Source organism: Streptomyces sp. NPDC002994 (assembly GCF_040611155.1).
Taxonomy (GTDB): Bacteria; Actinomycetota; Actinomycetes; order Streptomycetales; family Streptomycetaceae; genus Streptomyces.
Genome location: NZ_JBEXNQ010000017.1, coordinates 60,070 through 72,956 on the forward strand (window position 1 = coordinate 60,070; position 12,887 = coordinate 72,956).

At 70.6% G+C, this 12,887-nt stretch carries 14 protein-coding genes; 6 read left to right on the forward strand and 8 right to left on the reverse strand.

The features are described from left to right. The first annotated feature begins 48 nt into the window (after nt 1-48). Nucleotides 49-672: a hypothetical protein gene (locus ABZX79_RS22975; RefSeq protein WP_355260666.1), complete on the forward strand. Its 624-nt coding sequence runs from the start codon at nt 49-51 to the stop codon at nt 670-672. Between the two features lie 503 nt (nt 673-1,175). On the opposite strand, the gene ABZX79_RS22980 is transcribed toward ABZX79_RS22975, so the two are convergent. Both ABZX79_RS22980 and ABZX79_RS22985 read right to left on the reverse strand, forming a co-directional pair. Next, nucleotides 1,176-1,574, reverse strand: a complete 399-nt coding sequence (locus tag ABZX79_RS22980) for a hypothetical protein (RefSeq protein WP_355260669.1) — start codon at nt 1,572-1,574, stop codon at nt 1,176-1,178. Further along, entirely contained in the window at nt 1,568-2,248 is a 681-nt protein-coding gene (locus tag ABZX79_RS22985) for a TIGR03086 family metal-binding protein (RefSeq protein ID WP_355260672.1), read from the reverse strand. Before ABZX79_RS22985 ends, ABZX79_RS22980 begins: the two co-directional genes overlap by 7 nt. A gap of 122 nt (nt 2,249-2,370) precedes the next feature. Between ABZX79_RS22985 and ABZX79_RS22990 the strand changes: the two genes are divergently transcribed. Both ABZX79_RS22990 and ABZX79_RS22995 read left to right on the forward strand, forming a co-directional pair. Then, nucleotides 2,371-2,763 (forward strand): hypothetical protein, encoded by a 393-nt coding sequence (locus ABZX79_RS22990; protein ID WP_355260675.1) that lies wholly within the window; start codon nt 2,371-2,373, stop codon nt 2,761-2,763. Nucleotides 2,764-2,799: 36 nt separating this feature from the next. Continuing rightward, the gene (locus ABZX79_RS22995) at nt 2,800-2,982 is read left to right on the forward strand and encodes a hypothetical protein (RefSeq protein ID WP_355260678.1); all 183 of its coding nucleotides are present in this window, start codon (nt 2,800-2,802) and stop codon (nt 2,980-2,982) included. A gap of 110 nt (nt 2,983-3,092) precedes the next feature. On the opposite strand, the gene ABZX79_RS23000 is transcribed toward ABZX79_RS22995, so the two are convergent. The 3 genes from ABZX79_RS23000 to tgmA all read right to left on the reverse strand — a co-directional run bounded on the left by ABZX79_RS23000 (nt 3,093) and on the right by tgmA (nt 6,341). Beyond that, on the reverse strand, nt 3,093-5,090 hold the full coding sequence (locus ABZX79_RS23000) for a transglycosylase domain-containing protein (RefSeq protein WP_355260681.1): 1,998 nt from the start codon (nt 5,088-5,090) through the stop codon (nt 3,093-3,095). Nucleotides 5,091-5,201: 111 nt separating this feature from the next. Next, nucleotides 5,202-6,128, reverse strand: a complete 927-nt coding sequence (gene tgmB / locus ABZX79_RS23005) for an ATP-grasp ribosomal peptide maturase (RefSeq protein WP_355260684.1) — start codon at nt 6,126-6,128, stop codon at nt 5,202-5,204. A gap of 15 nt (nt 6,129-6,143) precedes the next feature. Further along, nucleotides 6,144-6,341, reverse strand: a complete 198-nt coding sequence (gene tgmA / locus ABZX79_RS23010; protein WP_355260687.1) for a putative ATP-grasp-modified RiPP — start codon at nt 6,339-6,341, stop codon at nt 6,144-6,146. A 147-nt stretch (nt 6,342-6,488) separates the two neighbouring features. Here tgmA and ABZX79_RS23015 point away from each other — a divergent pair, with 147 nt between their 5' ends. Both ABZX79_RS23015 and ABZX79_RS23020 read left to right on the forward strand, forming a co-directional pair. Next, nucleotides 6,489-7,319: a protein phosphatase 2C domain-containing protein gene (locus ABZX79_RS23015; protein ID WP_355261004.1), complete on the forward strand. Its 831-nt coding sequence runs from the start codon at nt 6,489-6,491 to the stop codon at nt 7,317-7,319. A 42-nt stretch (nt 7,320-7,361) separates the two neighbouring features. After that, nucleotides 7,362-8,291, forward strand: a complete 930-nt coding sequence (locus ABZX79_RS23020) for an ADP-ribosylglycohydrolase family protein (RefSeq protein ID WP_355260690.1) — start codon at nt 7,362-7,364, stop codon at nt 8,289-8,291. 128 nt (nt 8,292-8,419) lie between these two features. On the opposite strand, the gene ABZX79_RS23025 is transcribed toward ABZX79_RS23020, so the two are convergent. Genes ABZX79_RS23025 through ABZX79_RS23035 form a run of 3 tightly spaced genes read right to left on the reverse strand, consistent with a single transcriptional unit; the run spans nt 8,420 to nt 11,945 of the window. Then, nucleotides 8,420-9,568 carry a CapA family protein gene (locus ABZX79_RS23025; protein ID WP_355260693.1) on the reverse strand — a complete coding sequence of 383 codons (1,149 nt, stop codon included), beginning with the start codon at nt 9,566-9,568 and terminating at the stop codon, nt 8,420-8,422. A gap of 17 nt (nt 9,569-9,585) precedes the next feature. Continuing rightward, nucleotides 9,586-9,891, reverse strand: a complete 306-nt coding sequence (locus tag ABZX79_RS23030) for a cupin domain-containing protein (RefSeq protein WP_355260696.1) — start codon at nt 9,889-9,891, stop codon at nt 9,586-9,588. 53 nt (nt 9,892-9,944) lie between these two features. Next, on the reverse strand, nt 9,945-11,945 hold the full coding sequence (locus ABZX79_RS23035) for an FAD-dependent oxidoreductase (RefSeq protein WP_355260699.1): 2,001 nt from the start codon (nt 11,943-11,945) through the stop codon (nt 9,945-9,947). A 56-nt stretch (nt 11,946-12,001) separates the two neighbouring features. On the opposite strand from ABZX79_RS23035, the gene ABZX79_RS23040 reads away from it, so the two are divergent. After that, nucleotides 12,002-12,742, forward strand: coding sequence for a hypothetical protein (locus ABZX79_RS23040; RefSeq protein WP_355260702.1), 741 nt, complete (start codon nt 12,002-12,004; stop codon nt 12,740-12,742). Nucleotides 12,743-12,887 lie beyond the last annotated feature (145 nt).

Below are 12,887 nucleotides of genomic sequence, written 5' to 3' on the forward strand. Positions count from 1 at the left end.
AGTGAGTAGCATCCGGCTCCAACAGTTGTACAAGGAAAGAGAGCTGTCATGCCAGAAGGCAACCCCACTCTGCAGACCCAATACGCACAGCAGGTCGATACCGACCTTGAGCGCAACACCAAAGAACAAGAACGCATCACGGCCGAGGTTGCCGACCTCCAGGACCAGCTCGCCGCACTGCAGAAGGACCACGAACTGCTGGTCAGCATGCAGGCCGCACTGGGCACTTCGCACGCCAGGAAAGCCCGGGTGTCCAAGGCGCCCAAGTCCGCCAAGGCGGGTAAGGCGGCCGCGGCGGCACCGGCCGTAACGGTTCCCAGGGCGCGCCGCGCAAAGGAGAACCCCGGTACCGACAAGCGTTCCAGGAAGACGGCGGAGTCGAATACCGGCGCGAAGGCGAACAAGACTTCGCCTCCCCTGCGTGAACTCGTCGTCGCCGTCCTCGCCAAGCACGAGGAACCCCGGTCGGCCGCCGAAGTCACCCAAGAGCTGGCACAGGCACACCCCGAACGCACGCTCAGTGTCACGGTGGTGCGCAACGCCCTCGAGGCATCGGTCGCCAAGAACCAGAGCGAACGAACCAAGCAGCAGAAGTCCGTCTACTACCGCGTCGTCAAGAACGACCGGGCAACGGAGGAGCCGGCTGCCGCGCCCAGCACAGCGAGCGCGTAACCGCCACACGCCCTGAGGGTGGTGACACAGCCACACTCACGTCAGTTCACCGAGGGCTTTCGCCGCCCGCACGGCGAGCCACACCTCGGTGTACGTCGTCGGTCAGCCCCCGCAGGGCCACCGGATCCCCGTGCAGCCAGCTGTCGGTCATGTCCGTGCCGCAGATCACGAGTGGCTGGGGCGAGTCGGCGGCGCGGGCCAGCGCCCACGCCGCCTCCCGGCTCGCCCCCCTGGAAAGGGCTGCCCGCGGGAAAGGGCGCCCGGCGCCGGCCAGGGTCTCCGGCAGTGACGTGAGGGCGCTGCCCAGTACGTCGTCGAATTCGGAGACCAGCGCGTACAGCTCCTGCCGGCGATGCAGGAGGAGGTGCGGGGGCCGGCCTCCTCCAACGCCCGTACGACCGGCCCGTCATGGGGAGGACCGTCCTGCGCGGGACCGTCCTTGAGCGTGAACTCGCCGAGCAGGCAGCCGCGCCGCCCACCGCGTGACGAGCGGACGCGCACCGTCAGAGGGCGCCTGTACGCCCGGACCGGAGGGCGGCCTGCGCGCGGGACCAGGTCTTTACCGGGTCGAATTCCGCTGCCTGCCAGGTGGTTGAGACCAGGGTGCCGCGTCCCGCGTACTGGCGCATGATCGCGACATGAGGTGGCCAGGCGATGAAGCGGTGCAGGGCGGCCGCGTCGCGCCAGACGGCCACGGCGCCGCACCGACGGGCTGTGGGGACGGTCCACAGCCACAGCCCGTGAGCCCCCTCCAGCTCCGGCCAGTCCGCCACGAGCCGGCGGGCCGCGCGGTAGACACCGGGCAGGTCCGTGATCCTGTCGAGCCTGAAGTCGGTGACGCTGACCAGCACCGGGCCGCTGCGGCCGTGATCCTGGCCAGGCGTCCAGGAGGACCTCAGCATGTCGCGTCGCGGACTGCCGCGCCGTGGGGCAGGCCGGCTGCCGCATCCGGGGACGGGCGTTGCCAGTCCGGCGACCGGCCCAGGGCCGTCAGGATCCGCGTCAGGGTGCTCGGGTCGGGGGCCGGGGTCAGCCCCGGACGGAAGTGGCTGTCCGGGGCGAACCGGGAGGCACCGTCCGGGACGGCACGGGCTATCGGCAGTGCGGCTCGCAGGAGTTCGGGACCGGGGGCGTACGCGAGGCTCAGGCTGCGGGCGACGTCCCAGCTGTGCACCACGTAGTCGACGAGGTGGAAGCCGATGGCCTGAACGGCGGGGAACGTGTGGGCGACGGCGAATTCGGGGAGGGCGAAGGCGCGGTCCGGGGCGTCCACGGCCGCGAAGGCGGCGATGACCCGCTCGGCGGCCTCGCTGTACTGAGCGACGGCGTCATCGCCGAGCGGGCGGACCGTCCAGTGCGTCAGGTCCTGGCCGTGACCGAGCGCGGCCGCCGCGAAACCCTGGTGCTGGGCCGTCATATGGGCGAGCAGATCGCTCAGCGCCCACTGGGCGCAGGGCGTAGGCCGGGGCAGGTCGTCGGGGGTCACCCGGCGTACGAGAGTGATGCTGTCCCGGACGGTCTGTGCGTGGAGGCGCCGTGTGCGGTGGAAGTCCGCGTACTCAGGATTCGTATGCATGTGCTTACGATCTGCGTGTGCGTACGAACTGTCAACGGGTGTTCCCGGCCATGGCTGAGAACGCTCCTTGAACATGCCGCCCACACGTTGCGTACGTCTCTGTGCCAACGACAGGAGCGGACATGGCTGATCGCATGGAATCGATGATGCAAGGGCTTCCGGGTGGCGGTGCTGAGCTCGCCGTAGTGCTGACCCTGCGCTGGGACGACGTGGCCGCGCTCGGCCGGGAGGCGAGCCGGCTGGCCGAGCAGCGTGGAGCGCCCGTAACTCTCGACGAGGCCGCCAGCCACCGGCTGCGCACCTGGTCTTCGGTGGCGAACGCGCCTGACGAGCGCAAGAGTCAGGCACCCCCATCAGCTCCGGCGACCGCTGCCATCGCCGGTACTCAGACCGCCGACCGGGTTCGCACGCACGTGGGGCACTTGAGCGACACGGCCCCGGTCGCGTCCATCTCGCCGCACTCCGCCCCGCAGATGCAGGCGCCCTTGGGAGCGGCAGGCAGCGCGCAGCGATGAGCGTCGCGCCCCGGCGAATGACAGACGTACAAGACCGTGACCGCCCTCGCGAGGCACGGACACCGGAACGGCGGGCCGCCCGTCCAGAGCAACGAGGTCTCCAGTGCGGTGGTCGCCGCGGGCGGGGTCGCCTTCGTCGCGGTGGCCGGCGCACTCGCCATGGGCCGCAAGCGGTCCGCCGCCACCACAACAGAGCCGGACGACGAGAGTGCCGCGTGATCAGCCAGGGCTACGTGGTGGTGTTCGCCAGGCTCACCGGCAGGCGGTAGACGCGGAGCAAGCCGAGGCCGACGTCCTCTTCGGACGTCGGCCTCTTCGCGCGTACGTCGCTACCGTCCGGACAGCGCCGAGGTCATGTACGACGACCACACCCGCAGCGGCAGGAAGTCGCCCCGCCCCGCCCCGGATCCGCCCACTCCAGTCACCGGGAGCAGACCGCCCTCGCCCGGCTTGTCCCGGAAGACGGTCACGGCGGTCGACAGTTCTTCGGTGTAGCCGATGAACCAGGCGGCCGGCAGCCGGTCGGTGTCGCCGGTGCGGCCCGCGGCGATCGGCGTCGCCAGCGCGCGCAGCGTGTCCGGGGCCAGGGCGTCCACCGCCACGTCCCGCATCGCCCTGGAGACCTCACGGGCCACCTCCGGCTCCACGACTTGCCTGCCGGGCGGCAGCTCCAGGCCCTCCAGCTGTGTGCCCCGGTAGGTGACCGCGGTGACCGAGTAGGGATCCGTCCGCCGGCCCTCCTCGGCGAAGGTGGCGTAGGCGTCGGCCATCCGGATGGCGCTCGGGGTGGAGGTGCCGACGGAGAACGTCCGCTCCAAGGGGGCCATGCTCTGCGGAAGCAGGCCCGTACTGACCGCGAGATCCCGTACCTTCCGCAGGCCGATGTCCTCACCGAGCCGGCTGTAGACGCTGTCGCCGCCTGCGACCAGCGCCTCGCGCAGGGTGGTGGGAAAGCCGGTGGCGAAAGGAATGGCGCCGGTGGCCGATCGCTCCGGGAGCAGCCACGGCGTTCCGCTGGTCAGGACGCCGGTGCCGTCGTAGAAGCTGTCGGCTGTCACCGCCAGCCGCGGCGGCACCGTACCGGCCGAACGGACACCGTGCTGAAGAGCCGCGGCCAGGACGAACGGCTTGAAGGCCGACCCCACCGGCACACCCGCCGTGTCGGCGTTGTTGGTGAAGTGTTTCGTCGCGTCCGAGCCGCCGTACAGCGCCAGCACCGCCCCGTCGCCCGGGCGTATCGACGCGGCGCCGAACTGGACGTCCCGGTCCGCGACCCGGCGTTCGGGATCCAGCGTCTGCGCCGTGACCTTCTCCACGGTCTGCCGCAGTTGCTCCACCTTGGTCCGGTCGAAGGTGGTACGGATCTTGTATCCGCCGCGGCCCAGGTCCTCGGCGGTCAGCCCGGTACGTTTCTCGATGTACTTGTTCGCCACGTCCACCAGGTAGCCGGTCTGTCCGGACAGGCCGGTGGACACCGACTGCGGGCGCGGCTCCGGGAAGACGGTGTACTGCGCCCGCTCCTGCCGCGACATGTGGCCGAGCTCCACCTGCCGGTCCAGGACGTACTCCCACCGGGCCTCCGCCCGGCGGTGGTTCGCCTCGCTCAGGGAAGGGTCGTACTGCTCTGCTCCCTTCAGCAGCGCGGCCAGCAGCGCGCTGCGCCCGGGATCCAGTTCCCGGGCGTCCATGCCGTAGTAGGCCATCGCGGCGGCCTGCACTCCGTAGGCGTTGCGGCCGAACCAGCTGGTGTTGAGATACCCCTGGAGGATCTCCTGCTTGGACAGGGAACTGGACAGCTTGACCGCCAGGCACAGCTCCCGCAGCTTGCGGTCCACGGTCTGCTCCGGCGTCAGGTAGGTGTTCTTCACGTACTGCTGCGTGATGGTCGAACCGCCCTGGATGTCCCCGCCGCGGGCCATGTTCACCACGGCCCGGCCCAGGCCGCCGACGGAAAACCCCGGGTCACTGTAGAAGTCGGCGTTCTCCGCCGAGATCACGGCGTTCCGCAGTGACGGCGGGATGTCGGACAGCGGGACGTTCTGCCGGTTGATCGCCCCGACACTCACCATGTGGGTGCCGTCGGCCCAGTAATAGACATTGGCTTCGGCTCGCGCGGTGGCGTTCACGTCCGCGATGTGCACAGTGGAGTAGACGTAGCCGACCAGCGCGGCGACCGCCGCGCAACACATCAGCGAGAGACCGAGCAACTGGCGCCACGACGGGACCAACCGCAACAGTCCGCGACGGCCCCGGCGCGGGTAATCGATGCGCGGCAGGCGGCTCCTGCCGGAAGGCGGGTGCGGCCGCCCCCACGCTTTCGGTCCCATTCGACGCATCACAGACGCTCGCCCTTCTCCGTACGGTCCATCCTGCGCTCCCTACTACGCGGCGTGACGGCCCCCTGTTCAGGGGGCCGGCGGCGGCGCCGTGAACGACTCTCACGTCTGCGGAGCCAGCCAGGACGCGACCGCTTCCGCGATCGGCTGGCCGGTCTCCAGTTCCACGAAGCCGAACTGACCACCTTGGTTGCACTCCAGGAACCACCAGACCTTCTCGGTGTCCTCGGCGAAATCGAAAGCCGCGTACGCGAGGCCTGCCAGCTCCGTGTAGTCGCGAACCGCCCGGGCGATGCGGTCGGGTACGCCGACGGGCTCCCACACGTGGCCCGTATCGCCGTAGCGTCCGTCGACCTGCCCGTGCGCGGAGAGCTTCCGGGCGGCGAAAGTGCGGCTGCCGACGCTCGTCAGCCGGATGTCGGCCCGTTTGGGGACGTACCGCTGAAGCAGCGTGGGGCCGGCCGCGACGTCGGCGAAATCCGTACCGGGCTCGACGAGTGTGGTCGGCAGGGAGATCGGGGGCTCGCTGCGCGGTGGCCCGGACAGGCACTTCACCACGACCTTCCCGTACTGCGCCGCGAACTGCTGGGCCACCCGCGGGAAGGTCGTGACGACGGTGGGCGGCACGGCGAAGCCGCTCTGGTGGGCGAAGCGCAACTGCCAGGGCTTGAGGCGGGCCTGCGCCGCCTGTCGGGGATGGTTCATCCAGCGTGCAGTGGTCGAGTACAGCGCCCCGTACAGAGCTTGTGCGGTCTCGGCGGTGAGCCACTGTGACGGCTCCGGGGCGTGCGCCGCGGGTTCGCCGGGCCGTCGTACCCAGATGGAGCTCAGGGCTTCGGAGCTGACCATGCGCCCGTCCGCCGACAGATAGCAGTGGAAGTCACCACGGACGTATTCGGCCGACATACCGGCTTCACCGGGGAGATCGGCGGGATCCAGGCGCACCAGCGGGACACCACGCTCGTGCAGCTTGGCCACCACCAGGTCGGTCGTCACATCCTGATGGCACGTCAGAATCAACACCGTCATCGGCGTGCCGGCCGGTCAGTCGTCGAAGTGCGTCTGGGAACCGGCCGTGGACGTCGTGGTGCTGGTCGCCAGGAGCAGCGCCCGGTCGCTGATGGCGGGACGCCCGTCGGACAGCACGTTCAGCTGGAGAGCGGAGCTGTATCCGTACGGAACCGGGATGCCGTCCCCCGTCCCTTCGTTGTGCCGAGCGTAGTTGAGTACGAACGGTTGCATGGGGCCCCCTCGTCGCGTGACCGATCAGCGGTGTTCGTGGGTCAGTACGTACCGGACATGTAGGGAGTTCATTACTTTCCGCTACGCCGGTCCGGTACGAGCCCGAAGGGAGCCGCGCCAGGGCGGATCTGACAGGATGCGCGATTGATGACGGAGATTTCAGGCTGTGTTCTGTGTGGCGGAACGATTGCGCCCGACGGCTATTGCTGGGACTGCGGTGAGGCGCAGCCGGCCTTCCGCTCGCACGTGGAGATTACGGCGGACGACGGTGCGGCGGGAGTAAGCGACCGGGGCAAGCGACGCGGCATCAACGCGGACGCCATGGCGTTGACCACGACCGGCAGGTGGACCATCGGGGTCGTCTGCGACGGCGTTTCCATGTCGCCCCGGGCGGAAAGAGCCGCCCAGGTCGCGACCGAAGTCGGCATGACAACCCTCGCGGCACGGCTGGGGGCGGCCGCTCTGCCGGAGGTCGCGCTCGGCGATGCCGCCGTCCGGGCAAGTCGCGCGGTCACCGCCTTGGCCGCATCGATCGATGCGGCACCGGCCTGCACGTATGTGGCGGGAATCGCCGGTCCAGAGGGTATCTGGAGCGCTTGGATCGGCGACAGCCGCGCCTACTGGCTGCCCGATGCGGGAACGGGGATGGCGCTGACCGAGGACGACACGGGCGAGCACGAGGCCCTCACCGCTTGGTTGGGAGCCGACGCCGGCGAACCGAGGCCGCGCATCCGGAGCTACCGGCCGTCGGTGCCGGGGCGCCTGCTGCTGTGCACCGACGGTCTGTGGCGGTATCTGCCCGATGCCGGCGGACTGCGGGCTGCGCTGACTTCCCCTTCCCGGCGCGCGTCCTCGCCGGGCAGCGCGCTTCTTGAAGACGCCCGAACGCTGGTCGGGCACGCCCTGGAGGCAGGCGGGCACGACAACGTTACGGCGCTGCTCCTCCCCGTCACGGCAAGCGTGCCGCCGGCGAACTGAACGGACGGGGCTTCAGGCGGCAGGCCCCGATAATCTGACGCCGTGAAACGAATTCAGCGGACCGCCGGCGCGGTCATCGGCTCCGCGGTCGGCGACGCACTCGGCGGTCCCTTCGAGTTCGGGCCGGCGGGAGTGTTCTCCGGGCGGTTCCCGGAACCCGGCGACGGCGGCGAGATGTGCGGCGGCGGTGGCTGGGACCCCGGCGAGGCCACGGACGACACACAGATGGCCGTCCTGGTGGCGGAGTCGCTGCTGGAGCGAGGCGGACTGGACCTGCCGGACATCTTCGCGCGCTTCCAGCGATGGGCGGTGTCCGCGCCCAAGGACATCGGTCTGCAGACCGAGGACGTCCTCACCAACGGCATGCCGTGGGACCTGGCCGCGGCGATCCACTTCCAGGTCAACCAGCGCGCCGCGGGCAACGGTTCCTTGATGCGGGCAGCCACCTCCGCGGTCTACTTCGCGGCCGGCGGCAGGCAGGCCACCATGGACGCCGCCCGGCACATCGCTGCCCTCACCCACGGCGACCGCGCCGCCTGGGAAGGCACAGCCGTCTTCCACGAACTCATCAGGGTCACCCTTGAGGGCACCGACCCCCTCGCCGCCCTCCCCGGCATCCTGGACCACGTCCACCCGGACCACCGCCCGCGATACGCCACGGTCCTCGCCGTCGGCTGGCACCCCGACCAGGCCACCGAGTTCAACGGTGCCGTCTGGCCGTGCCTGGGCTCCGCCGTCTGGGCCCTGCGTACCACGGCGAGTTACGAGCAGGCGGTACGCGCCGCGATCGACCTCGGTGGTGACACGGACACCGTCGCCGCGGTCACCGGCGGGCTCGCGGGGGCGTACTACGGACTGGACTCGATACCCACTCGCTGGACCGAGCCGCTGCACGTTCCCCTGCCGGGATCCGGCGGACGGGTGCTGCGTCTGCCGCAGCTGCTCGACCTCGCACACCACCTCGGATCCTGACCACCGATCACCGATCACCGAGCATCGCCCTCGCGGCTCAGGTTTTGCGGTGGACAGCCGCCACACCCTCGCTCCGGGTTCAGCGCCCACGTTGCGTGTGCGCCGGGCAGGCCTCGTCCGCGAAAGGCCTACGAGGCCGTACGGCGTCGTACGGCGTGGCCGGACCAGCCGAGCCGGAGGAAGCCGTCGGAGCCGGGCTCCGGCTCCACCGCCGTACCGAAGGCCTCGCCGGCCCTGGTCAGGGCCTCGCACAGCCAGCCGGCGTCCGGCGCCGACGCGTGATGCAGTGTCATCCGCCGGGCCTGCATCGGGGCGATCCGCAGACCGGTCAGTTCGCCCGTTCCCGCGTCCAGCGACGGAAAGTACAGCAGCCGCAAGTCGTCCCTGTACCGCTCGTATCCCGTGATGCCCTCGTAGTCGTCGATGAGGTCCCCGCAGCCGTACAGGATGAGTCTGCCCCGGTAGACCTCGATCGGACGCGGATGGTGCGAGGAGTGACCGTGCACGACGTCCACGCCGCCGTCGACGAGCCGCCGCGCGAAGACGATCTGGCTCTGGGCCACCGCGTAACCCCAGTTCGACCCCCAGTGGATCGAGACGACCGTCAGATCGCCCTCCCGGCGCACCGCCCGCAGCCGCCGTACGAGGGCGTCCGCGCTGCGGACCGACAGATCGGGTACGAAATCGACGCCCGGCCGGTTCTCCGTAGCCGTCCAGCGGGACGGGATCCCGCTGGACGCCATCCCGCACGACAGCACGACCACCCGCCCGCCGCCCTTCGTGGCGACCGCCACCGGCCGCCGCGCCTCGGCCGCGTTCCGCCCCGCCCCGGCGGGCACGAGCCGCGCACCGTGCAGAACGTCCAGGGTCTCCTCCAGGCCGCGGTATCCGAAGTCGAGGACGTGGTTGTTCGCGAGCGCGCACACATCGGGCCGCGCCGCGGTCAGACACGGTACGTTCGCCGGGTGCATCCGGTAGTTCACGGCCTTGCCCGGAGCGAAATCGTCGCTCGTCGTGATGCTCGTTTCCAGATTGATGACCCGGACGTCGGGCGCGACGGCATCCATCACGTCCAGGGCCGCCCCCCAGGGCCAGGTGTGGTCCACGGGCGCGGGGATCGGGCCGTTGGCGGCCTCGGCCAGCGAGACGTAATCGCGGGCGTCCCGGATGTACCCCTCGCGCAGCTCCGGATCGCCGGGGTGCGGAAGGATCTGGTCGACACCCCGGCCCGGCATCACGTCGCCGCTCAGCAGGAGCGTCACCAGGGCCTGGCCCATGCCCCAATTTTACGGCTTCATCCGGTCACGGAAAGTAGTGGCTTGAGTTCGATCTCGACAAATGCCAGCCATGAGCCACCGGTGTTGACGACATCGTGTTCGCCACCGGCCGGCCGGGCATACGACTGCCCGGCCCGCAGCTGCGACTCGGTCACCGACCCGTCGGGCGCGACCGCGCTGATCCGGCCGTCAACCACGGGCACGACCACGTAGTCGTACTCATGCACATGGTGGCCGGTACGCGTTCCGGGCTCGAAGTCCCAACGTGTGACGCGCACTTGCTCGTCTTCGTGCTGCACGCTCGCGCGAGCCGTTGTCGTCATTGGTCCTCTTCCTCCAGCCGACGTGTATGTACACCGTCCCATTCTGTCCCGCATCACGTGTCCGACGGTTCGCCGCGCGCAGCGAGTGTCCCTTCCAGAATCGCCTCCTCGGCCGAGCGGGGCCCCAGTACGTCGCCGGCCCGTAGGTACCGCGGACGTCCTTCCAGCGACTGCCAGAGAGCGTCGTCGGGGACGCGCCCCTGTGCCAGGACCAGCGTCTCGATGTCCGGAAGAGGCTGTGTCCGACCCGAGAAGACGTGCCGAAGGACAGTCATGTTGTTGTCGCCGTCGGCGGCGGCGGTGAGTTCCGTGTGGTGGAGGATTGGTACGCCCAGCCGGTCGAGCCGGGCGAGGTAGAGGTTGCGCTGGTACTGGTGCAGGGTCTCGCCGGGTGTGACGGCCGCACAGGCCAGGGTGACCGGCAGCCCGGCACGGGCCAGCGTCTCCGCCGCGTCGAGGCCGGTCCAGCCGCCGCCCCAGTCGGCCACCAGGACCGGCCCGCGGACCACCTCGGGGCGCTGGATCGCGTCCCACGCCTGCATGGCGTGGCAGGACAGGCCCGGCAGCTCGGGGGTGAAGGGCCGGGCGCCGGTGGCGACCACGACCAGGTCGTAGTGGCCGGTGTCGGCGGCCGTCACCGTCGTGGACAGCCTGAGGTCGACGTTCGCCCGCTTCAGGCGGTCACCGGTGGAGCGCAGATACCGCTCCCACGTCTCGTGGTGGGCCGGAGCGTGGCCCGCGATCCGCAACTGGCCGCCGATGGCGTCCTGCCGTTCCGCCACGACCACCTCGTCGCCGGCGCCGGCCGCCTCCAGCGCCGCGGCCAGACCGGCTGGACCGGCGCCGACGACGAGCACGCGGCGGGCCGGCCGTGAGGGCAGCAGGGTGAGGGGGGTGAGGTGCCGTTCGCGGCCGGTGCGCGGGTTCACGGTGCAGGCGATGGGAACACCCGCGTGATAGTGGCCGATGCACCCCTGGTTGCAGCCGATGCACTCGATCACGCCGGAGCCGCCACCGCGCGGACCATCGCCGTACGCCTCACCTGGTGCGTTCTTGGCGATGAGTTCCGGATCGGCGATCAGAGCGCGTGTCATGCCGACCAGGTCCGCCGCCCCCGACGCGACGAGTTCTTCGGCCGCCGTTACGTCGACGACGCGGGTCGTCGCGATCAACGGGCAGCCGGGCAGCGCCGAGCGCATGCGGCGTACAGGCTCGGCGATCGCGTTCAGTGGGGCCGGTGGCGGGGGCGCGATATAGGTGGACGCGGCGTAGGAGTCCGATCGGCCCATCGCGAAGGAAACGAAGTCGACCAGCCCGCTTCGCCGCAGGGCGGTGGCGATCTCGGCGCACCCGTCGGCGTTGAGCGCCCCGGGGGCCATCTCGTCGGCCGCCAGGCGGACACCGACCGCCATGGCTCCCGCGGACCGCTCGCGGACCGCCTCCAGGACCTGGAGGGCGAAACGCAGCCGGTTCTCCCCGTCCGGGCCGTATTCGTCCTCGCGCCGATTCGTCCCCGGGGTGAAGAACTGGGCGGGCAAGTACCCGTGCGCCATGCTGATTTCGAGGCCGTCGACGCCGCCTTGGTGCGCGTAGCGGGCCGCGGCGGCGTAGCCGTCGATCAGCTCGCGGATCTCGGCGCGGGTCAGACCCCGCGGTTCGGATGTGAAGCGTGGGCTGGGGACCGCGGACGGGGCGATGGCCGGCGCCTTGGGGGAGGAGGCGATCTGTTCGCGGCCGCCGTGGAAGAGCTGGACGAACAAGCGCGTGTCGTGCTCGTGCAGGGCAGCGGTCAGCCGGCGGTAGGCAGGGACGATCTGCGGCAGGTATCCGCCAATGGTGTGCGGCGTCAGCAGGCCGGTTGGGTGGACGGCCGTAGCCTCGAGGAAGATCGCGCCGACTCCGCCGCGCGCGCGTGCCCGGTGGTACGCCACCAGGTCCTCGGTGGGAGCGTGATCGTGGACCAGGCCGGTCTGGTGGGAGGTGGAGACCACACGGTTGCGCAGCTCTACGGATCCGATCCGGAAGGGGGACAGCAAGGTCGGGTACGCGGTCATGGTGGTCTCCTCGCCGGGCGGTCGGCTGCCTGTGTGCAAGGACTATCGTTGATCAATTGCCGGTTGACCATGGTCCGTCGGCCGCGAATCTCGCCCGCTGGGCCGGTGCGGCGCGGTTACGTCGCCGGGGGAACGGGGTCGGTGCGGCAGTGGCCTGCGACGTCCTGGACACGCACGGGCTCATCGTGCCTGCATTCGGCGAGCAGCTCACCGCAGAGTTACGCGCACACCTGCCGCCCACCGTTGCGACCGGCAACCCGGTTGATGTGACGGGCGGCGGCGAACAGGACGTCAACTGCTACGCGGAAGTCGCCGACCGCGTCCTCGCCTCCGGGGAAGTCGACGCCCTCGTCCTCACCGGCTACTTCGGCGGCTACCACGCCTACGGGCCGGGCATCGCCGCCCGGGAACGTGAAGTCGCAGCCCGTATGGCCGCCTCGGCGGCGGCGCACGGCCGGATGCTCGCGGTGCACTCGATGTTCGCCGACAGCGACGCCGCCGCCGAACTGCGCGCCGGCGGGGTGCCGGTGTTCGGCAGCATCGAGTCCCTCGCCCGTGGGATCAGCGCCGCCACGAGGGGGGCAGCCGGCACCGGAGTGCCCGAAGTACCCCTCTCGCCCGCCGAGCCGATCACCGATGCGGACTACTGGCCGGCGCGCACGCTGCTCGCCGCCGCGGGTGTCCTTTTCCCGCGGGCCGCTCTGGTCCGCACCCGTACGTACTCAAGGCCACCGGCCTGCTCCACAAGTCCGACGCCGGCGGTGTCGTCCTCGGCCCGCCCGACCCGGCAGCCCTGACTGCCGCTTAAGAGGAGTTGACGGCGCGCCTGGCACCCCCGGCCGACACGACGTACGGCGTCGAGCTGATCGTGGGCGTGCGCCGTGACCCGCGCTTCGGCCCGATTGCCTGATCGGCATCGGCGGCATCCACACCGAGGTACTC